The sequence below is a fragment of the Streptomyces sp. cg35 genome (genome assembly GCF_050410835.1).
In the GTDB taxonomy this organism is placed as follows: Bacteria; Actinomycetota; Actinomycetes; order Streptomycetales; family Streptomycetaceae; genus Streptomyces.
This window is the reverse complement of sequence record NZ_CP191268.1, coordinates 7,211,127-7,232,030: the sequence shown is the minus strand read 5'-3', so window position 1 is coordinate 7,232,030 and position 20,904 is coordinate 7,211,127. Positions and strand designations below refer to the sequence as shown.

At 71.4% G+C, this 20,904-nt stretch carries 19 protein-coding genes; 7 read left to right on the top strand and 12 right to left on the bottom strand.

The window, feature by feature from the left end; genetic code table 11:
- Positions 1 to 69: 69 nt before the first annotated feature.
- The 3 genes from ACQUQD_RS33060 (at position 70) to ACQUQD_RS33050 (ending at position 3,106) form a co-directional block, all read left to right on the top strand.
- Positions 70 to 795 (top strand): FadR/GntR family transcriptional regulator, encoded by a 726-nt coding sequence (locus tag ACQUQD_RS33060; protein WP_428955846.1) that lies wholly within the window; start codon positions 70 to 72, stop codon positions 793 to 795.
- Between the two features lie 128 nt (positions 796 to 923).
- Positions 924 to 2,369 carry an ethanolamine permease gene (gene eat, locus ACQUQD_RS33055; protein ID WP_428955845.1) on the top strand — a complete coding sequence of 482 codons (1,446 nt, stop codon included), beginning with the start codon at positions 924 to 926 and terminating at the stop codon, positions 2,367 to 2,369.
- A gap of 38 nt (positions 2,370 to 2,407) precedes the next feature.
- Positions 2,408 to 3,106: a gamma-glutamyl-gamma-aminobutyrate hydrolase family protein gene (locus ACQUQD_RS33050; protein WP_428955844.1), complete on the top strand. Its 699-nt coding sequence runs from the start codon at positions 2,408 to 2,410 to the stop codon at positions 3,104 to 3,106.
- Here ACQUQD_RS33050 and ACQUQD_RS33045 read toward each other — a convergent pair.
- Together ACQUQD_RS33045 and ACQUQD_RS33040 are read right to left on the bottom strand one after the other, a co-directional pair.
- Positions 3,060 to 4,043 carry an aminoglycoside phosphotransferase family protein gene (locus ACQUQD_RS33045; RefSeq protein WP_428955843.1) on the bottom strand — a complete coding sequence of 328 codons (984 nt, stop codon included), beginning with the start codon at positions 4,041 to 4,043 and terminating at the stop codon, positions 3,060 to 3,062. The two genes, ACQUQD_RS33050 and ACQUQD_RS33045, sit on opposite strands and share 47 nt — an antisense overlap.
- A gap of 158 nt (positions 4,044 to 4,201) precedes the next feature.
- Positions 4,202 to 5,152 (bottom strand): LysR family transcriptional regulator, encoded by a 951-nt coding sequence (locus ACQUQD_RS33040; RefSeq protein ID WP_428955842.1) that lies wholly within the window; start codon positions 5,150 to 5,152, stop codon positions 4,202 to 4,204.
- A gap of 70 nt (positions 5,153 to 5,222) precedes the next feature.
- Between ACQUQD_RS33040 and ACQUQD_RS33035 the strand changes: the two genes are divergently transcribed.
- A complete protein-coding gene (locus ACQUQD_RS33035) occupies positions 5,223 to 6,350 on the top strand; it encodes a TDT family transporter (RefSeq protein WP_428955841.1) in 1,128 nt (375 codons plus the stop codon).
- A 4-nt stretch (positions 6,351 to 6,354) separates the two neighbouring features.
- Here ACQUQD_RS33035 and ACQUQD_RS33030 read toward each other — a convergent pair whose 3' ends face one another.
- The 5 genes from ACQUQD_RS33030 to ACQUQD_RS33010 all read right to left on the bottom strand — a co-directional run bounded on the left by ACQUQD_RS33030 (position 6,355) and on the right by ACQUQD_RS33010 (position 12,609).
- Positions 6,355 to 7,065, bottom strand: a complete 711-nt coding sequence (locus ACQUQD_RS33030; RefSeq protein WP_428955840.1) for a helical backbone metal receptor — start codon at positions 7,063 to 7,065, stop codon at positions 6,355 to 6,357.
- 9 nt (positions 7,066 to 7,074) lie between these two features.
- Complete coding sequence (locus ACQUQD_RS33025; protein WP_428955839.1) at positions 7,075 to 7,662, bottom strand: helix-turn-helix domain-containing protein; 588 nt, start codon at positions 7,660 to 7,662, stop codon at positions 7,075 to 7,077.
- A 94-nt stretch (positions 7,663 to 7,756) separates the two neighbouring features.
- Positions 7,757 to 8,746, bottom strand: coding sequence for a hypothetical protein (locus ACQUQD_RS33020; RefSeq protein WP_428955838.1), 990 nt, complete (start codon positions 8,744 to 8,746; stop codon positions 7,757 to 7,759).
- Between the two features lie 115 nt (positions 8,747 to 8,861).
- On the bottom strand, positions 8,862 to 11,468 hold the full coding sequence (locus ACQUQD_RS33015; protein ID WP_428955837.1) for an ABC transporter permease/substrate binding protein: 2,607 nt from the start codon (positions 11,466 to 11,468) through the stop codon (positions 8,862 to 8,864).
- Positions 11,461 to 12,609: a quaternary amine ABC transporter ATP-binding protein gene (locus ACQUQD_RS33010; RefSeq protein WP_428955836.1), complete on the bottom strand. Its 1,149-nt coding sequence runs from the start codon at positions 12,607 to 12,609 to the stop codon at positions 11,461 to 11,463. The genes ACQUQD_RS33015 and ACQUQD_RS33010 overlap by 8 nt, the downstream gene beginning before the upstream one ends.
- A 241-nt stretch (positions 12,610 to 12,850) precedes the next feature.
- On the opposite strand from ACQUQD_RS33010, the gene ACQUQD_RS33005 reads away from it, so the two are divergent.
- The 3 genes from ACQUQD_RS33005 (at position 12,851) to ACQUQD_RS32995 (ending at position 16,013) form a co-directional block, all read left to right on the top strand.
- Complete coding sequence (locus ACQUQD_RS33005; protein WP_428957716.1) at positions 12,851 to 13,801, top strand: 5'-3' exonuclease; 951 nt, start codon at positions 12,851 to 12,853, stop codon at positions 13,799 to 13,801.
- Between the two features lie 55 nt (positions 13,802 to 13,856).
- On the top strand, positions 13,857 to 14,699 hold the full coding sequence (locus ACQUQD_RS33000; RefSeq protein WP_428955835.1) for a siderophore-interacting protein: 843 nt from the start codon (positions 13,857 to 13,859) through the stop codon (positions 14,697 to 14,699).
- Between the two features lie 366 nt (positions 14,700 to 15,065).
- Positions 15,066 to 16,013, top strand: coding sequence for an RluA family pseudouridine synthase (locus ACQUQD_RS32995; protein ID WP_428955834.1), 948 nt, complete (start codon positions 15,066 to 15,068; stop codon positions 16,011 to 16,013).
- Here the strand turns inward: ACQUQD_RS32995 and ACQUQD_RS32990 are convergent.
- From ACQUQD_RS32990 to ACQUQD_RS32970, 5 genes are read right to left on the bottom strand one after another with little or no spacing between them, the layout of a single operon-like run.
- Positions 16,007 to 17,575, bottom strand: a complete 1,569-nt coding sequence (locus ACQUQD_RS32990; protein ID WP_428955833.1) for a cytochrome P450 — start codon at positions 17,573 to 17,575, stop codon at positions 16,007 to 16,009. The genes ACQUQD_RS32995 and ACQUQD_RS32990 overlap by 7 nt on opposite strands.
- A gap of 58 nt (positions 17,576 to 17,633) precedes the next feature.
- Positions 17,634 to 18,284 (bottom strand): GTP-binding protein, encoded by a 651-nt coding sequence (locus ACQUQD_RS32985; protein WP_428955832.1) that lies wholly within the window; start codon positions 18,282 to 18,284, stop codon positions 17,634 to 17,636.
- Complete coding sequence (locus tag ACQUQD_RS32980) at positions 18,265 to 18,672, bottom strand: DUF742 domain-containing protein (protein ID WP_428955831.1); 408 nt, start codon at positions 18,670 to 18,672, stop codon at positions 18,265 to 18,267. Before ACQUQD_RS32980 ends, ACQUQD_RS32985 begins: the two co-directional genes overlap by 20 nt.
- A complete protein-coding gene (locus tag ACQUQD_RS32975; RefSeq protein ID WP_356494233.1) occupies positions 18,669 to 19,076 on the bottom strand; it encodes a roadblock/LC7 domain-containing protein in 408 nt (135 codons plus the stop codon). The genes ACQUQD_RS32980 and ACQUQD_RS32975 overlap by 4 nt, the downstream gene beginning before the upstream one ends.
- Complete coding sequence (locus ACQUQD_RS32970; RefSeq protein ID WP_428955830.1) at positions 19,073 to 20,716, bottom strand: sensor histidine kinase; 1,644 nt, start codon at positions 20,714 to 20,716, stop codon at positions 19,073 to 19,075. Before ACQUQD_RS32970 ends, ACQUQD_RS32975 begins: the two co-directional genes overlap by 4 nt.
- Positions 20,717 to 20,904: the final 188 nt, after the last annotated feature.

Here is a 20,904-nt window from a genome sequence, read left to right as displayed (position 1 = left end):
GTCCCTTGGGTCGGCCGAGGGCCATAAGGTATTTCGGAGAACCATTGCTTGGGAAGGGGGTTGGGCCAGATGTCGCACACGGATGCCGACGGCGGCCTCGCGACGGTGCTGCGTCCGGTGCGGGCGGGCAACGGCTTCGAGGAGGCGCTGGAGCAGATCCTCCAGGTCGTCCGGCTCGGTCTGGTGCCGGGGGGCGAACGGCTGCCGTCGGAGCGGGAGTTGGCGGACCGGCTCGGGATCAGCCGGGTCACCCTGCGCGAGGTGCTGAAGGTGCTGCAGGACCAGGGTCTGGTCGAGTCGCGGCGCGGGCGCTACGGCGGCACGTTCGTGCTGCCCCGCCCCGGGGCGGCGGGCGAGGACGAGCTGCGGCGCCGCATCGAGGGCGTGGACGTGGAGGACGTGCTGCGCTTCCGCGAGGTCCTGGAGGTGGGGGCCGCCGGACTGTGCGCGGCGCACGGGCTCGACGAGACGCAGGCCGGCCGGCTGCGCGCCGCCCTGGCCGACACCCACGACGCGCCCCTCGCCGACTACCGCCGCCAGGACACCCTCCTGCACCTCACCCTCGCCGAACTGTGCGGCTCCCCCTCGCTGACCGCCCAGTACGCGGCGGTCCGCGCGACGGTGAACGATCTCCTGGACTGCATCCCGCTGCTGGTGCGGAACCTGGAGCATTCCCAGCGTCAGCACACCGCCCTGGTGGAGGCCGTGCTGGACGGGGACGCGGACGGGGCGCGGGAGATGATGCGCGAGCACTGCGGCGGCACGGCCGCCCTGTTGCGCGGCTTCCTCACCTGATCCGCCGAGGGCCCGCCACCCCGGGGTCGATTAACCGACGTGTAACGCAAGGGACTTGATTTCCGCACCGACCCCCGGCAAAGGTATGGCTCCATTCCATTGGACCTGAGCCGGGGAGCGGCCGCGCCATGACCTTGGGCAACCAGAACGCGCGCACACCAGCAGAGGGCGACGACTATCTGGAGCGCAGGACCCTGCGCCGCGGCAGCGCCGGCTGGCTGCTGCTGACCGGACTCGGCGTCGCGTACGTCGTCTCCGGCGACTACTCGGGCTGGAACTTCGGCCTCGCGGAAGGCGGCTTCGGCGGTCTCGGCATCGCGATGGCCCTGATGGGCGTGATGTACGCCTGCATGGTCTTCTCCCTCGCCGAGCTGTCGTCGGTGCTGCCGACGGCGGGCGGCGGTTACGGCTTCGCGCGCCGGGCGCTCGGCCCCTGGGGCGGATTCCTCACCGGCACGGCGATCCTCATCGAGTACGTCCTCGCGCCGGCCGCCATCTCGATCTTCATCGGCGACTACGTCGAGTCGCTCGGCCTGTTCGGGCTCACCTCCGGCTGGCCGGTGTACCTGGCCTGCTTCGTCGTCTTCATCGGCATCCATCTGTGGGGCGTGGGCGAGGCGCTGCGGTTCAGCTTCGTGGTGACGGGCATCGCGGTGGCGGCCCTGGTCGTCTTCGCGGTGGCGGCGCTCACCGACTTCGACCCGTCGCACCTCGACGACATCCCGGTGGACGCGAGCGCGTTCGGCGCGAACTCCTGGCTGCCGATGGGCGTGCTGGGGATCTGGGCGGCGTTCCCGTTCGGGATGTGGTTCTTCCTCGGCGTGGAGGGGGTGCCGCTGGCCGCGGAGGAGACGAAGGACCCGGCGCGGACGCTGCCGCGCGCGATCCGCTGGTCCATGGCGATCCTCGTCGTCCTGGCCGTCGTGACCTTCTTCGCGGCGGCGGGCGCGCGCGGCTCGGCGGCGATCCAGGAGGCGGGCAACCCGCTGGTGGCGGCGCTGCAGCCGGACGGGAAGGCCACGGCCTGGAGCCGCATCGTGAACTACGCCGGTCTGGCGGGCCTGGTGGCCTCCTTCTTCTCCCTCATCTACGCGGGCTCGCGCCAGCTGTTCGCGCTGTCCCGCGCGGGGTACCTGCCCCGCTTCCTCTCCCTCACCAGCCGCCGCAAGGCGCCGTACCTGGGGCTGCTCGTACCGGGCGCGATCGGGTTCGCGCTGGCGGCCGCGACGGGGGACGGTGCCCGCATGCTGAACGTCGCGGTGTTCGGCGCGACGATCTCGTACGCTCTGATGTCCCTGTCGCACATAGTGCTGCGGCGCCGGGAGCCGGAGCTCGCGCGGCCGTACCGCACACCGGGCGGCGTGCTGACCTCCTCGGTGGCGCTGGTGCTCGCGTGCGCGGCGCTCGTGGCGACGTTCCTCGTCGACGTGACGGCGGCGCTCATCGCGCTCGGCGTGTACGTGGTCGCCCTCGGGTACTTCGGGGCCTACAGCCGCAGGCATCTGGTGGCGCGGGCGCCGGAGGAGGAGTTCGCCGCACTGGCCGCGGCGGAGGCGGAGCTGGCGCGGGACTGACGGCTACAGGCACGACCGAGGTTGGGGAGCACGGCACCATGGTGAGCAGGCCGCTGATCGGCATCAGCACCTACCTGGAGAAGAACACCAGTTGGGGGGTGTGGGAGCTGCCCGCGGCGCTCCTCCCGGTCGGCTATCCGCAGCTGGTCCAGTCCTCCGGCGGGCTGGCCGCGATGGTGCCGCCCGACGACCCGAAGCACGCGCCGTCGGTGGTGGCGCGGCTCGACGGCGTGATCGTCGCGGGCGGCCCCGACGTGGACCCCGCCCGGTACGGCGCCGGGCGCGACCCGCGCACGGGCCCCGCGGCGACCGAGCGGGACGCGTGGGAACTCGCCCTGATCCGGGCGGCGATGACGTCGGGCACCCCGTTGCTCGGCATCTGCCGCGGCATGCAGCTGCTGAACGTGGCGCTCGGCGGGACGCTGACGCAGCACCTGGAGGGCCATGTGAAGGAGGTCGGGACCTTCGGGCGGCACACCGTGACTCCGGTGCCCGGCACGCGGTACGGGGATCTGGTGCCGGAGGTGACGGACGTCCCGACGTACCACCATCAGGCCGTGGACCGGCTCGGCCGGGGGCTCGTGGCCTGCGCGCACGCCGACGACGGCACCGTGGAGGCCGTCGAACTGCCCGGCATGACCTGGGTCATGGGGGTGCAGTGGCATCCCGAGATGGGTGAGGACGCGCGCGTCACGGAAGGTCTGGTACGAGCCGCTGCCGCACCGCACGGCTTCTGAGCCAGGTCAGCGCGGCCTCGCCCTGGGCCCGTTGGAACGCGCGCAGCGTCGGCAGTCCCGGCGGGGCCGGCCGCGCGGCGTGCTCCAGCAGGAACCCGGCGAATCCGGCGAGCGTCCGCGTGACGCCCTCCGGGTCGGCGGTCCGGCCCAGCGGATGCCCGGTGAAGACCGCTTCGGGATCGGGGCCGCCCTGGGCCCGCACGCACGGCAGCATGACGAGCAGGTCGAACCAGTCGGCGGCGCGCACCGCGTGCGGCCAGTCGACGAAGACCACGTCCTCGGCGGTGAGCAGCATGTTGTCGGCGCGCAGGTCGGCGTGGGCGAGCGTGTCGCCCTCGGCGAACTCGACCCAGGGCGCGGCGAGTTCGGCCAGCGCGGCGGCGTTGCGGGAGGCCCACGCGTCGAGCCCGGCGCTCTCCACCCGCCCCTCGTCCACCAGGCGCCGCCAGCCGTCGAAGTTCTCGGTGAACACGTCGCCGACGCGGCGGGCCGGGAACGGGGCGGGGGTGAGCGTCCGGGCCAGCCGCTCCACGGCCTCCAGCACTCGCCTCAACTCGTCGCCCTCCCACGGCACTTGCGGCTGTCGCCCGGCCACGTCCTCGAAGACGAGAGCCACCCAGGTGCCGTCGTCGTAGGTGGCGAGCAGGCGCGGGGCGGGCACCTCGGGCGGCAGCGCGGCGGCGTTCTTCGCCTCGGCGCGATGGAAGCGGGGGCTCACCGGGTTCGCGTCCGCGCTGACGGCCTTGACGAAGACCCGACGCCCGTCGGCGAGCACGACCCGGGCCGCGACACCGGGCGAGAACCCGCCGCCCTGCGTCCGCGCCGCCACGACCGCGGCGCCGAGCGCGTCGGCGACCCCCTGCTTGACGCGTTCGGGAAGAGCGGCCCAGGGCGTACGGGGGCCACTGGCGGGCGGGGCTTGGCTCACCGGCGTCATGGGACGAGCTTGGGGGACGGCGGGCGGACGACGCCAACGGGTTTCCCCCCGACCAAACCCCACCGAGCGCCCTCCGGCGCTTGAGCAGCGGGGCCCGGGCGGAGCCCCGCGACCTCGGCCACAGCGCCCCGCACCACGTGGCCCGCCCGCGATCCGGCTCAGGCGGCCGACCGCGTCAACCCCAGCAGATCCCTGGCGGGCCCCACCGGCCGGTGCCCCGCGGGCCAGACCGCCCTGAGATCCCGCGCAAGCCGGACCCCTTCCAGCGGAATCCGGACCAGCCGCCGCGCGGACAGCTCCTCCCCGACCGCCAGCTCGCTCAGAACGGAGGGCCCCGCCCCGCTCACCGCCGCCGCCTTCACCGCCGTCGTCGACGACAGTTCGATCAGGGGGCGGGCCAGACCGCCGAGCGCCGCGTCGAGCACCTGCCGGGTACCCGACCCCTGCTCCCGGAGGATGAGCGGCGTGGCCGACAGCTCCTCCGCGGTGAGCGGCCGGCGCCGGCGGGACCACGGATGACTCGGGGCCGTCACCACGATCAGCCGGTCGTGTGCGATGACCGTCGCGTCCAGACCGGCGGGGACCGACAGGCCCTCCACGAACCCCAGATCCGCCTCACCCGCGAGCAACCGCTCGGCGACCGTCGCGGAGTTCCCGGCGAGCAGCGACACCGCCGTGTCGGGCCGCGCCGCCCGCAGCGCGATCAGCCAGCGCGGCAGCAGGTACTCGGCGATCGTCATGCTCGCCGCCACCCGCAGGCGCGAGTCCCGCCGGTCGCGCAGCGCCTGCACCCCGGCGTCGAACTCCTCCGCCGCCTCCACGACGCGCCGCGCCCAGTCCGTGACCAGCGCGCCGGTGTCCGTGAGCCGGGAGCCGCGCGGCGAACGGTCGACGAGGGCGAGTCCGAGCTGCCGCTCCATGGACCGGATCCGGCTGCTCGCGGCGGGCTGGGTGATACCGAGCTCGCGCGCGGCCCCGCCGAGACTGCCAAGACGCGCCACGGCCAGCAGCAGTTCCAGCGCGCCGAGATCGGGGATGCGGTGCGCGAGCATGCCGGGCGGCAGCGCCGGGTCCGTGGGAACCGTGGGCTCACTGCGCTCCTTGCTCATAAAGGCAGCTTATGCCCCCATAGCGGCAACGTCCCTGGTGGGGGCCCCGGCCGCGCGCGACGGTGGAGCCATGGTCACCGTCGCCCACCCCACCGCCCCCACCGCGGCCCTGAACGTCCGCGCCGCCGCCGTCCGCCACCTCGGCCCCAACTGGTACGCCGCCGTCATGGGCACCGCGATCGTCGCGAACGCGGGCGCGACCCTCCCGGTGCGGTTCACCGGACTGCGGACGGCCTGCACGGTCGTCTGGGCGCTGGCGTGCGCGGCGCTGCTCGTGCTCCTCACCGCGCGGGCCCTGCACTGGAGGCACCACCGCGACCAGGCCCGGGCGCATCTCCTGGACCCCGCGGTGGCCCCGTTCTACGGCTGCCTGTCGATGGCGCTGCTCGCGGTGGGCGGCGGCACGCTGCTGGTGGGCCGGGACTGGATCGGGCCCGAGGCCGCGGTGTCCGTCGGCGCGGCACTGTTCGTCGCGGGCACGCTCATCGGGCTCGTCGCGGCCGTGACCGTCCCGTATCTGATGGTGGTCCGGCACCGGATCGAGCCGGGTCAGGCCTCTCCGGTGTGGCTGCTGCCCGTCGTGGCGCCGATGGTCTCCGCCGCCGTCGGACCGCTGCTGGTGCCGCACCTGCCGGCCGGGCCGTGGCAGCAGACCCTGCTCCTCGCCTGTGACGGCATGTTCGGCGTGAGTCTGCTCGCGACCCTCGTCATGCTGCCGGTGATCTTCGCGCGCCTCGTCACCACGGGTCCGCTCCCCCTGGCGCTGACGCCGACCCTGTTCCTCGTGCTCGGCCCGCTGGGCCAGTCGACGACCGCCGCGAACAAGTTCGCCGATGCCGCGGCCGGTGTGCTCCCCGCGTCGTACGCGCACGGCTTCACCGCGTTCGCGGTCCTCTACGGCGTCCCGGTGATGGGCTTCGCCCTGCTGTGGCTGGCGCTCGCCACCGCCCTCGTGGTGCGGGCCCGCCGCCGGGGCATGGGCTTCGCGATGACGTGGTGGGCGTTCACCTTCCCCGTCGGCACCTGTGTCACCGGCGCGGAGGGGCTGGGCCGGCACACCGGCCTCGCCGCGTTCGACACGCTCGCCGTCGTGCTCTATGCCGTCCTCGTCGCGGCCTGGGCGGTGGCCGCGGCGCACACGGCACGCGGCCTGCTCGGCGGCCGGCTCCTCGCGGCGCCCGCACCCGCCGGGGCCTGACGGCTCAGCGCCCGCGCAGGGCCGCGCCGAGCACCTGTGGCGCCTCCCCCAACGAGGGCCCGTACCAGGTCAGGTGGCGCCCGCTGACCAGCGCCGCGGGAACGGCGAACGCCTCCGGCCCGTCGTCGGCCGTGAACCGGTACGGCTCGTCGGGGAGGACCACCAGGTCCTTCTCCACCGCGTCCAGTGCGTCGAGCGGGGTCCGCGGGTAGCGCTCGGCGTGGCCCGCGTACACGTTGTCGACGCCGAGCCGGGCCAGCAGGTCACCGGCGAAGGTGTCCCGGCCGAGCACCATCCACGGGCGGCGCCAGATCGGCACGACGGCCCGCAACCGGCGCTCGGGCGCGGGCAGTCCGGCCCACGCCGCCTCCGCCTCGTCGAGCCAGCGGGGCCGCGAGAGCGCCCCGCACACACGCAGCACCCGGTCCAGTTCCCTGATGGCCTGCGGCAGTTCACGGATCTCGGTGACCAGCACCTCGATGCCGGCGGCGCGCAGGGCCGCCAGATCGGGCTCCCGGTTCTCCTCCTCGTTGGCGAGAACCACGTCGGGGCGCAGGGCGACGATCGCCGGCACGTCGGGGTTCTTGGTACCGCCGATCCGGACCACGTCGAGGTCCACGGGGTGGCTGCACCAGTCGGTCGCGCCGGCCAGTGCGCCCGGCAGGGTGACGGCGACGGCCTCCGTGAGCGACGGGACCAGGGAGACGACCCGCACGGCGGCCGGCTACTTGGGTCCGGGCTCGTCGACCGCGTCGATGTGCTCCGCGACCGCGACCACGAGGACCCGCGCCTCCGCCACGGTGGCCCGCCACCGGTGCCGTACGCCACCGGTCAGATACAGCGTGTCGCCGCGCACCAGCCGGTAGGCGCGCCCCTCGGCCTCCACCTCGACGGCGCCTTCGGTGACATGCATCAGGACGTCGTTGCGCAGCTGGAACTCGCGGCCCGGGTCGTGGTCGCCGACGAACTCCTGGGCGTGCATCTGGTGGTGGCCGCGGACCAGGGAGCGGACGACGAAGCCCGCGCCGTCGCCGCCGGCGGTGTCCTCGACGCTGGTGTCGTCGGCGCGCACCAGGTCGACGGTGCGGGCCGGATCCGCGGCGGCGAGCAGTTCGACGGCGGTGGTGCCGAGGGCGTCGGCGACCTTCTCCAGGGAGCGGCGGCTGGGCCGGGCCCGCTCGTTCTCGACCTGGCTGAGGAACGGCACGGACAGGCCGCTGCGCTCGGCGACGGCGGAGAGGGTCAGTTCGAGAGTCCGTCGCCGGCGCCGGACGGCCGCGCCCACGCGCAGTGTCTCCTTGTGCTCATCCATGACTTCCGCTCCCTCCCGCCGATTGCCCTGTTCGTTTGATTGCACCCTACGCATGTTCGCCAGGCGGTTTCATGCGAGCGGAGGAAGCCGTGCGTCACGATCGGGCCGTCGACCCCAGCTCCCGCCAGTACAGAAGCTGGCCCGACTCACCCGGCGCCGCACCCTCCCTGGGGATGAACAGGCTTACCAGGAGCGCGGGGCGGCCGCCAGGGTCGGTGAGGAGGGTCGCCGACGGATTGGCGAAGGACGTCGAGCCGCGGTGGGTGCGCAACGGGATCCGGTCGGCTCGGCCGGACGCGGGATCGTAGGCGTACGTGGACCAGCCCGCGAAGTCGTCGCGCAGCCGTTGCCCCTCGATGAGTACCATCGGCTGCCCGGCCAGTTCGAGCGGGGCGCGGTCGCCTATGTTCCCGGAGTTGCCGTACGCCTCGACGGCCCGGTCGAGACGGGGCACCGGCGCCGCGTGCCAGTGGGTGAAGTCGCGCAGGGTCGCGGTGAGCTGGCGGTCGGTGTCGCAGTCGGCGCGGTAGTGGCCGGTCAGTTCGACGGTGTCACCGTGCACGGCCGTGATCGCCGGGGTGCCCTCGGCGCAGGACGACAGGGTGCGGGGCGCGTCGAAGGAGCGCGCGGACCGTCCGGCGAGCAGCGCCCGCGGACCGTCGTAGCCGCGGACCGCGATGTGGTTGTCGGGGTCCTTCTCGTACGCGAGGACGTAGCCGCCGCGGCCGTCGGCGGCGAGCGTCGGCTGGCTGGATCCCGGGCCGAAGTCGTGGCGGCGCTGCCAGTGCACGAGGTCGGCGGAGGTGGCGACGGCCGCGTGGAACCGGCCGTCGGCCAGCATCGTGTGGTACACGGCCAGATACGTTCCGTCGCCGTCCTGGACGATCTGCGCGGCGTCCATGGTGCGGCCGGTGCGGTCCGTGGCCCCGTAGCGGTGGCCGTCCGCCTGCGTGACATAAGCGGCAAGTGCCGCAAAACGGGCGGTGGCCGCTGAGGCCGGGGAGGCGCTGGCGGCGGGCAGCTGCGTCAGGAGCAGGACGGCGGCGAGCGCGGCGGCAAAGGCACGGAGCCCGGCGGCGGTCACGGTGCTGTCGAGCGTACGAACGCGAGCGGTGCGCGGGGAACCGAACGAGGGGTGGGTTCCCTCACAGCGACTGCTGCGACGGAACCCACCCCTCGGGTGCGCAACTCCGGGATCGTCAGGAAGCGGTCATCCGCTGCTCGACGTCCTGGTGCTCCTTCAGCCAGGCGGCGACGGCCTCTTCCTCATGGCCCTGACCGCGGTTCTTGATCTCGGCCTCCAGGCTGCCCAGCTCGTCCTCGCTCATCTTGAAGTTCTTGAACCACTTCGTGAGCTGCGGGTACTTGCTCGGGAAGTCCTTGTGGGAGATCGTCCGGATCGTGTTGCCCTCACCGAACTTCTTCTTCGGGTCGGCCAGCTTGGTGAGCTTGTAGTCGCTGTACGCCCAGTGCGGCGACCAGAGCACGACCGCGATCGGCTCCTTCTTCGCGTAGGCGCGCTTCAGCTCGGCCAGCATCGCCGGCGTGGAGCCGTCGACGACCTTGTACTCCTTGTCGAGGCCGTAGCCCGGCAGCACGTCCTTCTTCAGGAGGTTCATCTCGCCGGTGCCCGGCTCGATCCCGATGATCTTCCCGTCGAAGGTCTTCGACTTGCCCTTGAGGTCCGCGAGGGACTTGACGCCCTTCACGTACGACGGGACGGCGACTTCCAAGGAGGTCGGGCTGTACCAGCTGCCCAGGTCCTTCAGATTCGCCTTGTTCTTGTTCCAGTAGTTGCTCTGGGCGTACGGCAGCCAGGCGTCGAAGTTGACGTCGAGGTCACCGCTGGCCAGGCCGGTGTAGACCGGGCCGACGTCCATCTGCTTGAGGTTCAGCTTGTAGCCGCGCTTCTCCAGGACGTTCTTCCAGAGATACGTGACGGCGACGTCCTCGTCCCACGGGAACCAGGCGACGTTCACCGGACGCTTGGTCTCGGCCGCGTTCGACTTCTTGACCGGGGCCAGCTTGTCGACGACGCCCGGGTTCTTCTTCAGCCAGGCCTTGACGGCGTCCTGCTGGTTGCCCTTGCCGGCCTTGTTGATCTCGGCCTCGAGACTCGTGAGCTGCTTCTCGCTCAGCTTGAAGTCCTTGAGCCACTTGTTGACCTCGGGGAACTCGGTGCCGAAGCCCTTGCGCGCCAGCGAGTGCACGCCGTCGCCCTTGCCCCAGGCGCCCTTCGGGTCCTTGAGCTTCTTCAGGTCGTAGTCGTTGTACGCCCAGTGCGGCGACCACAGCGGAACGACGATCGGCTGCTTCTTGGCGTACGCGCGCTTCAGCTCGGCCAGCATCGCCGGCGTGGAGCTGTCGACGACCTTGTACTCCTTGTCGAGGCCGTACTCCTTGAGGATCTTGCTCTTCAGCAGAGCCGTCTCACCGGCGCTGGACTCGATGCCGGTGATCTTGCCACCGAACTTGGAGCCCTGGCCCTTGAGGTCCTCGAGGGAGTCGATGCCCTTCATGTACGCGGGCACGGTCAGCTCCAGGGACGTCGGGCCGTACCAGGAGCCCAGGTCCTCGAGCTTGTCGCCGTACTTCTTCCAGTACTGGGCGTGCGTGGTCGGCAGCCAGGAGTCCGTCTCGAAGTCGACGCTGCCCTGGGCGAGCGAAGTGTAGAGCGGTCCGGCGTCGAACTGCTTGGCCTCGACCTCGAACCCGCGCTGCTCCAGGATCTCCTTCCACAGGAACGTGGAGGCGACGCCCTCGTCCCAGGGGATGTAGCCGATGGAGATCTTCTTGCCCTGGCCGACGTTCGAGCTGTCGCCGGAGGCCGTCGTCGACGAGGAGCCGCCGAAGATGCCCATGCCGCCCGCGACGAGCGCGAGGACCACGACACCGACCACGGCGACGGCCGGGCGGGGACGGTACGACCAGATCTTCAGGCCCTGCGCGGAGCGCACCTTGGCGAGCGCGCGGCGGCCGAGCGGCGAGACCTGCTGGCCGAGCGAGCTGGTCATGCGGTCGAGGTAGATCGCCAGGATGACGATCGAGATGCCGGACTCGGCGCCGAGGCCCACGTTCAGCTGGCCGATGGCCTCGTTGACCGCGCCACCGAGGCCGTCGGTGCCGACCATGCCCGCGATGGCGGCCATGGACAGACCCAGCATGATGACCTGGTTGACACCGGCCATGATCGTCGGCAGGGCGAGCGGCAGCTGGACGCGCAGCAGGGTGTTGCGCGGCGTCGTGCCGAACGCGTCGGCGGCCTCGACCAGTTCCTTGTCGACCTGCCGGATGCCCAGCTCGGTCATGCGCACGCCCGGGGGCAGCGCGAAGATCAGGGTCGCGACGATGCCGGCGGGCGCGCCGGAGCCGAAGAACAGGATGGCCGGGATCAGGTAGACCATCGCCGGCAGCGTCTGCATCAGGTCGAGGACCGGCCGGAAGAGGCCGCTGACCCGGTTCGACCGGGCCGCCCAGATGCCGAGCGGCACGGAGATGACCAGCGCGATGATCGTCGACACCAGGACGAGCGACAGCGTGAGCATCGCGTCGTCCCACAGTTCCAGGTTGTCGATGAACCAGAACCCGGCGAAGGTCAGCACACCCGCGGTCGTGCCGCGCAGCCAGAAGGCGATCACGGCGAAGATGCCGGCGAGCAGCAGCGGCTCGGGGGCCTGCAGTACGTCGCCGATGCCGGTGTAGAGGCCGTCGAAGACGTCCTTGAAGAAGTCGAAGAGCCAGGCCATGTGGTCGAGCATCCAGTCGACCACGTTGTTGACCCAGTTGCCGAAGGGGATCCTAGGCACCGGCGTTCACCTTCTCCACCGGGCCGTCGCCCTCGCCACGCGGCGTCGGGACGGCGTCCTTCGGTTCCTCGGCGAGGCCCGTGGCCGCGCCGTCGCTCTCGTGCCCGCTCTCCACGGACTTCATGGGCTCGCCCAGCACCGCGAGCAGCCGCTCGCGCGGGACGACACCGACGACCTCGCCGTCGTCGCCGGTCACGGCGACGGGTGTCTCGCTGGTCGCGCAGGGCGTGAACAGCTCGATGATCGGGGTGTCCTCGGTGACCGTGGCCGGGGCGTCGGCCGCCGTGTACCCCTTGCCGGGCGTGGCCATGATCGCGCCCGCGGTCAGCACGCGGGCCCGGTCGACGTCCTGGGTGAAGGACGCGACGTAGTCGTTGGCCGGGGTGACGAGGATGTCCTCGGCGCTGCCGATCTGGACGATGCGGCCGTCACGCATGACGGCGATGCGGTCGCCCAGGCGCATGGCCTCGTTCAGGTCGTGGGTGATGAAGACGATGGTCTTCTTCAGGGTCTTCTGCAGGTCGAGCAGCTGGTCCTGCATGTCGCGCCGGATCAGCGGGTCGAGCGCGCTGAACGACTCGTCCATGAGGAGCAGGTCGGCGTCGGTGGCCAGGGCGCGGGCAAGACCCACACGCTGCTGCATACCGCCGGACAGCTCGTCGGGGAAGGACTTCTCCCAGCCCTCCAGGCCCGCGAGACGCAGCGCCTCGGAGGCACGGGCCTCCCGCTCGACGCGGGGCACGCCCTGCACCTCGAGGCCGTACGCCGCGTTCTCCAGGACGGAGCGGTGCGGGAACAGCGCGAAGTGCTGGAAGACCATGCTGATCTTCTTCGAGCGGACCTCGCGCAGCTCACGGGACGACAGCTGCGTCAGATCCTCGCCGTCGAAACGGACGTGTCCCGCAGTGGGCTCCAGCAGTCCGTTCAGCATGCGCAGAAGGGTGGACTTGCCGGATCCCGACAGACCCATGACGACGAAGATCTGGCCGGGCTCAACGGTGAAGGAAGCGTCGATCACGGCGGCCGTGGTGCCGTCGGCGCGCAGTTCCTCACGGTCGGCTCCGCGACGGAGTGCCTCCACCGCCTCATCGGGTCGTCTGCCGAACACCTTGTACAGGTCTTCGGCTTCAAGCCTGGACACATACACCTCTCGGGTCGAACCAAGACGGCCCGCCTCCCCCGCCGGCGGGCCGTGGAGCGGTGCGGGGTCTGCCCGCTGGGCCGGTCAAACGTTCACTAGTTGAACGTGTGACTGGATTCGCTCCGGATCGGCGCCTGCCCGGGCTTATGCCGATCAAACAGAAGAGTGGCCCAGTTCACATTCCGTTCACGATCATCGACAGATCCCGCACAACCGGTGACTGTCGGTGCGGTGCGGCATGATGCGAGGCGTGACCCCAGAACCCACGGCCAACCAGCGCCTGATGCTGCTCGACACCGCGTCCCTGTACTTCCGGGCCTACTTCGGGGTGCCGGACTCCGTGAAGGCCCCGGACGGCACGCCGGTCAACGCCGTGCGCGGGCTGCTCGAATTCATCACCCGCCTCGTCCACGACCACCACCCGACCCATCTCGTGGCGTGCATGGACGCGGACTGGCGCCCCCAGTGGCGCGTCGACCTCATCCCCTCGTACAAGGCGCACCGCGTCGCCGAGGAGACGGCGGCCGGGACGCCGGACGAGGAGGAGATCCCCGACACGCTCTCCCCGCAGGTCCCGATCATCGAGGCCGTCCTGGACGCGGTGGGCATCGCGCGCGTGGGCGTCGAGGGGTACGAGGCGGACGACGTGATCGGCACGTTCACCGGCCGGGCCACGGGCCCGGTCGACATCGTCACCGGTGACCGCGACCTGTTCCAGCTGGTCGACGACAAGCTGGAGCGCCGCGTCCTCTACCCGATCAAGGGCGTCGGCACGCTGCAGATCACGGACGAGGACCTGCTGCGCGAGAAGTACGGCGTCGACGGCTCCGGCTACGCGGACATGGCGCTGCTGCGCGGCGATCCGAGCGACGGCCTCCCGGGCGTGCCCGGCATCGGCGAGAAGACGGCCGCGAAGCTGCTCGCGCAGTTCGGGGACCTGGCCGGGATCATGGCCGCGGTCGACGACCCGAAGGCCAAGCTGACACCGACCCAGCGCAAGCGGCTGGACGAGTCGCGCCCGTATCTGGCGGTGGCGCCGAAGGTGGTCCAGGTCGCGGGCGACGTCGCACTGCCCGCCGTCGACACGGCCCTGCCGCGCGAGCCGCGCGACCCGGCCGCGGTCGACGCGCTGGCGGCCCGCTGGGGATTGACCGGATCCCTGCACCGACTCCTCACCACCCTCTCAGAATGAGGTGTTAACTTAGGTAAACCTAAGTTACGCAGTGATGGATCAAGGGAGACCGCACATGGCCGAGCGTCCCGCACGCAAGCCCCGCAAGGCCCGCGCCGCACAGGTCGTCCGCACCGAGCGGCTGTCCGAGCACATGCAGCGGGTGGTCCTCGGCGGGGACGGGCTGGCGGACTTCCCGGAGCTCGAACACACCGACCACTATGTGAAGTTGCTCTTCGCGCCGGCGGGTGTGACCTACGCCGAGCCGTTCGACGTCGAGCGGATCCGGGAGGAACTGCCGCGCGAGCAGTGGCCGGTGACCCGTACGTACACGGTGCGGGCCTGGGACCCGTCGGCACGCGAGCTGACCATCGACTTCGTGATCCACGGCGACGAGGGCCTGGCCGGACCGTGGGCGGCGACCGTCCAGCCGGGCGAGACGCTCCACTTCATGGGTCCGGGCGGCGCCTACGCGCCCGACCCCTCGGCCGACTGGCACCTCCTCGCCGGCGACGAGAGCGCGCTGCCCGCCGTGGCCGCGGCCGTGGAGGCCCTGCCGGCGGGAGCGCGGGCCCACGTCTTCGTGGAGATCGAGGGCCCCGAGGAGGAGCAGAAGATCGACTCCCCGGTCGAGATCACCTGGCTGCACCGCTCGGGCCGCCCCGTCGGCCAGGCGCTGATCGCGGCCGTCACCGAACTCGACTTCCCCGAGGGCCGGTTGCACGCCTTCGTGCACGGCGAGGCGGGCTTCGTGAAGGAGCTGCGCCGTCATCTGCGCGTGGACCGCCAGATCCCGCGCGAGGACCTCTCCATCTCCGGCTATTGGCGCCTCGGCCACAACGAGGACGGCTGGCAGGCGTCGAAGAGGGACTGGAACGCCCAGGTGGAAGCCGAACAGGAGCCTCCAGCGGCGTCCTAGCGATATCTGCGGGGGCCCGCTGGTCCGTCGCCCTGCGCTGCACCCCAGCCCCGGGGCTCCGCCCCGGCCCCCGCTCCTCGATCGCCGACGGGGCTCGATCTGCGCAGCCCCCACCGGCGATCAGTCGCGTACGAGACGGGAGGGGCCGGTCTGGGTATGTGCGCGCGCAGCACAGCTCACGCGGTGACGAAGCGCGAAGCAACCGGCGAGGCCATCAAGATGGCGAGCACGGACATGCCCAGGGCGGCCCCGCACCCACCCACACACCTGTCGGAGACAACGGAAAGCCGCCAACCAAGCCCCAGACGGCCACCGTCCCTTCAAAGCGCATCCGGCCCACGAAGCCCCCGTACGCTGACCCCCGAGATGAGAAACCGCAGGCACCGCACCCCACCCTCCCCGCTCCCCCAACGCAACGGCATCGACCCCGTCCGCGTACGGATGCCGGCCGACGGCCCCTGGGACACCGTGCGGGACCACCTGCTGGCGCGCCTGGCCGCCGGAAACGGCGTGGTCGACGCGATGATCGCCGAGGGCCGGATCGTCGGACGGGACGGAACGCCCATCACCCCGGACACGCCCTACGAGCCGGGCGCCCACGTGTGGTTCCACCGGGACCTGCCCCCCGAGCCCCCCGTCCCGTTCGCCCTCGACATCGTGTACCGCGACGAGCACATCCTCGTCGCCGACAAACCCCACTTCCTCGCCACGACCCCCCGCGGCAGCCACGTCGCCGAGACCGCCCTGGCCCGCCTGCGACGCGATTCGGGAATCGAGTCCCTCGGCCCGGCACACCGCCTCGACCGCCTCACCGCCGGGCTCATGCTCTTCGTCGTACAGCCACAGGAGCGAGGCGCGTACCAGACCCTGTTCCGGGACCGCCTGGTCGGCAAGGAGTACGAGGCAGTGGCCCCGTACGACCCGGCCGTGGAGCTCCCGGTCACCGTCCGCAGCCGTATCGAGAAGGAGCGGGGCGTGCTCACCGCCCACGAGGTGCCGGGCGGTGAGCCCAACGCCGAGAGCCGCATCGAACTGGTCGAGCACAGAGACGGCCTGGGCCGGTACCGCCTGACGCCGCACACCGGCCGCACCCACCAACTGCGCGTCCACATGACGGCCCTGGGCCTGCCGATCCTGGGCGACCCGCTCTACCCACGGATCATGGATCCCGTCGCACCCGACGACTTCCGCAGGCCCCTGCAACTGCTGGCGCGCACCCTGGAGTTCAGGGACCCGGTCACCGGCCGGGAGCACCGGTTCGTGAGCGAACGGCAGTTGGGGGCCTGGGAGTCGTACGGGGACTGGGATCAGTAGCCGCGCCACCACCGCAGGAACCGCTGCCAGGCACCGAGCCGCTGACGCGGCTCGACGGGCTCCTGACGGCCCCCCGCCCCCACGGCCGAGCCCGAAACAGGAGCGGACGCAGGCACAGAAGCAGCCGCAGTCGCAGCCGAAGAAGCAGAAGCAGAAGCACCCCCCGCCCCAGGTCCCCCCGACGACACATGCCAGTCAGGCCGCTGCGGCGGCACCATGCTCGGCTTGCTGATGACGTCCTGCTGCGACCGCGGCGTGAACGACACCGGCAGCGCGACGAGATGCTGCGAGAGAATCGTCGAGCGCCACTTCAACTCGCTCTCGGCGATGGAGAGTTCGGCATCGGGCAGCCGCATCAGGAACGCGTCGACACCGATGTCGGCGATGGCGCGCCCGATGTCCTGCCCGGGGCACTCGTGCGGCCCGCCGCCGAAGGCGAGGTGCGACCGGTTGCCCATCATGTGCGCGCCCGGATCGGGCCGCACGGCCGGGTCGACGTTCCCCGGCGCGATGCCGAAGATGAGGCCGTCGCCGGCCCGGATCTGCTGCCCGCCGAGCTCGGTGTCGACCTTGGCGAAGTAGCCGACCATGGCGCTGAAGGGCGGCTCGTCCCACAGCGACTGCTCGACCGCCTCGGGCACGGTCATCTGACCGCCGTTGAGCTGGGCACGGAAGCGCGGGTCGGTGAGCACGGTGCGCAGCACGTTGGCGATGAGGTTGGCCGTGCCCTCGTACGCGGCGATGAGCACCAGCCGCAGGTGCTGGCCGACCTCGTCGTCGGTGAGGGCGGCGGGCGCGGCGATGAGGCGGCTGGTGAAGTCGTCCTCGGGGGCGGCCCGGCGGCGCGCGGTGAGCTCCATCAGGGCGCCCATGATGAACTCGTTGCTGGCGATCGCCGTCTCGGTGCCCTTGATCATGTCGCGGGCGGCCTGCACGAACCGCTCGCTGTAGACCTCCGGGGCACCGAGGATCTCCAGCATCACCATCATCGGCAGATGCTCGGCGAACTCGCTGACGACCTCGCACTCGCCGCGCTCGGAGAACCGGTTGATGATCTCCTGGGTCGCCTTGTTGATGGAGCGGCGCAGGCTGCGGTGGTCGATGATCTCCAGGGCCTCGTTGACCGCGCCGCGCAGCCGCAGCTGCTCGGCGCCCTCGGTCATGGAGGTGATCGGCTGCCAGCTGAACACGGGCGCGAGCGGGTGGGTCGGCTTGACCGTGCCGTTCTTGAGGGCGGTCCAGTTGCGGGAGTCCCGGTTGTACTGGGACGTGGCGCGGACCATGTGCAGGTTCTCGCTGTGGCCGAGCACCGCCCACATGCGGACGTCGTCGTGGATCAGCACGGGGGCGACCGAGCCGTGTTCGGCACGCAGCTTCTCGTAGACACCGGCGAGGTCCGCGTCGGCCTCGGGCCCGTAGAGCCGGCGCATCCCGTCCGGACCGAGGGCGTGGGCGGGGCAGCCCGGCGGCGGGGCGGACGAGGGATCTGCGAAGGCGGCGTCGAATCCGCTGGACGGCTGGGAGGGATGGGAGGGAGACGTCACGGTGTTCGCTCCGGTCATGAGATGAACTGGTACGTGAACAACGGAAGTGGCGAAGGCGGCACAGGCCGCTGCCCGCTCAGGCGCGGTGCAGAGCCATCTCGTGCAGATAACGCATGAGGGTCATGAGGACGTCGCGGCTGGAGGCCCGACGGCGCGCATCGCACTCGATGATCGGCACGTGGGCGTCGAGGTCGAGGGCGTTGCGCAGTTCCTCGGTGGGGTAGCGCGGCCCGTCCGGGAAGGCATTGTTGGCGATGACGAACGGGACGCCCCGCTCCTCCAGGCGGCCGATCACGTCGAAGCTGACCTCGAGGCGGCGGGTGTCGATGAGCACGACGGCGCCGAGCGCGCCCTCGAACAGGCCGTTCCACAGGAACCAGAAGCGCTCCTGGCCGGGCGTCCCGAAGAGATAGAGGACGAGCTCGTCGGTGATGCTGATGCGCCCGAAGTCCATGGCCACGGTGGTGGCGGTCTTGGTGTCCGAGCCGTAGTTGTCGTCGACGCCGATGCCCGCCTGCGTCATGGTCTCCTCGGTGGTGAGCGGGCGGATCTCGCTGACGGAGCCCACCATCGTCGTCTTGCCGACGCCGAAGCCGCCCACGATGACGATCTTCACGGCGGAGGTGACCGTCTCGGGCATCCGGTCCTCGGCCCGCGGGCCGGGGATGTGCACGCTGCCGACCGCCATGTCCGTGGCGCCGGTGGCGTCAGAGCTTCTGTAGTCCATGCATCACCGCTTCGAGGAGGGAACGGTCCGCGACGGCGCCACGGATCACCGGTGCGCGCGCCTGGACCAGTTCGGCCGCGAGGAGTTCGCCGAGCAGCACGGTGACCACGCTGAACGGCAGGCTGAGGTAGGCCGAGATCTCGGCCGTGGACAGGGGCGACCGGCACATGCGCAGGACGGCGGCCTGTTCGGGGGGCGCGGAGACCGGCGGGTCGGCGCGCGCCACGATCAGGGTGACCAGATCGAGGGGCGCGCGCTCGGTGCCGTCGGTGCCGCCGGTGATGACGTAGAGCCGCTCGAGATCCTTGGGGTCCTGCGCGGAACGGCGCTCGCGTTGCGGGGGTGGTTCCGGTTCTCGGAACGGGGGTTCGGGAGGGCGCGGAGTCATACGGTCTGGCCGTTGCGTCGGGGCGGGCTGGTCAGGTGGGCGCCGATCCGGATGACGAGGTCGCGCATCTGGTGGCTGATGAGGCCCGCGTCGACGTACGGATCGGCGAGGACGGCCAGGTACGCGCCCTTGCCCGCGGCCATCAGATAGAAGAAGCCGCCGTCGACCTCGATGATGACCATGTTCATCTTGCCGTTGCTCTCCGGGATCTCGGAGGCGACGGCGGAGGCGAGGGACTGAAGTCCCGCGCAGGCAGCGGCGATCCGGTCGGCGCCGTCGGGGTCCCCGCCGAACCGGGCGATGCGCAGACCGTCGGCGGAGAGCACCACCACCTGGCGCACATTGGGCACGCCGTCGGCGAGCTCCTTGAGCATCCAGTCGAAGTTGGCGCGTTGCTGGATCACTGGTGGTCTCCCTCGTCGACCTGCTGGTAGTACGCGTCGTCGTGCGGCTTGTCCGCTCCCGGGCCCGGTTCGCCGGTCCCGTCGGGCTTGAGGCCGTTCATGAACGCCTCGACCCACAGGCCGGGTTCGGGCTGGGCCGGCTTGTCGTGCTCCGGCTCCACGGACGGCCCGGGCACGGGGGCTGCGGGTGGCGCAGCGGCCGCCGGGCCGGATCCGGGCGGCGGCATCGTCAGGTCGGGGTTGCGCGGCGTCACGATGATCTGGTTCTCGATGATCTTCGTGTCGACTTTCCTGCGGCGTTGCGGCAGCCCGTTGGCCCGCCATTCGGTGACCACGGGTTCGTCGTCCTCCCTCGCCGCGACGAGCGGGGCGGAGGGGCGCGGTCCCGTGGTGGGGCGACGCGTCTTCTTCAGCCGCGGCTCTTCCTTGATCGGTACGCCGTTGTGGTCGACGCGCGGCACGGCGGTGGCGCCGATGCCGTGGGCGAGGCCGGGCGCGGGCTGGGTGCTCATCATGTCGCGCGGGACGACGAGCACGGCGCGTACGCCGCCGTAGGCGGACTGGCGCAGCGAGATCTGCATGTCGTACATCGCGCAGAGCCGGCCGACGATGGCGAGGCCGAGGCGCGGGTTCTCGCCGAGGTCGTTGAGGTCGACGCCGGCCTTGGCCTTGTCGAGCATCCGCTCGGCCCTGGTGCGCTGTTCCTCGCCGAGGCTGACGCCGCCGTCCTCGATCTCGATGGCGATGCCGGTCTGCACCTCGACGGCGGTGACGTGCACCCGGGTCTGCGGCGGCGAGTAGCGGGTGGCGTTGTCGAGGAGTTCGGCGCAGGCGTGGATGAGGGGCTCGACGGAGATGCCCTTGATGGCCACGTCGCAGATCGCGTGCAGATCGATGCGCGGGTACTCGAGGATGCGCGACATGGCGCCGCGCAGCACGCTGTAGAGCTTGACGGGCTTGGGCCACTGGCGGCCGGGGCGGGCGCCGCCGAGGACGGTGACGGAGTCGGCGAGGCGGCCGATCAGGGCGGTGCCGTGGTCGATGCGCAGGAGGTCGTCGAAGACCTCGGGGTTGCGGCCGTGGTCCTCTTCCATCTCGCGGAGTTCCTGGGCCTGTTTGTGCACGATGGCCTGGACGCGGCGGGCGATGGAGACGAAGGCGCGCTGCGCGGCGTCGCGCATGGCCTCCTCGCGGTCGATCTCCTTGAGGGCCAGGCGCAGGAGTTCACGCTCGCCCGGGGTGGTGTCGCGGAAGGCGGGGTCGGAGTCGCAGGTGTTGCGGACGGCGTCCTTGGGGTTGTCGCCGGTGCGCATCCGGTACAGGGCGTGCGGCAGGACTTCCTTGGCGACGCGCATCGTCCGCTGTTCCTGGGCGGCGATGTGCGCCTCCAGTTCGGCGACGTGGCGCGTGTACTGGGCGCGCAGGCCCCGGACGACACGACCGCGCCGGACGGCCTCGGCCGCGACGGCGATCACCAAGAGCGTGCCGAGCGCGCCGCACAGGGTGACGGCGACGCGCGCGGGCTCCGTGACCAGGGCGACGGCCGCTCCGGTGGCGGCGGCCATGACCATGGCGGGCAGCAACAGCACGCGTGTGTAGGGGACTTCTCGGCCACCGGGAGGCGATTGAACACTCACCATGTATGCCCTCTGAAACGGTCGGGTCGGGGAAGTTTGCGATGGTTCGTCGCGCTTCGTTCGGGGGGTCAAAGCGAACCATCGGCGCATGGGGGAACAAGCGACCGAATCCATCTCAACTCGGTGCGCTGCGGGCGAGCTTAGTCCGACCGGATCATCGCCGAGTCATATTCAGCAAGCCCCTGAAATAC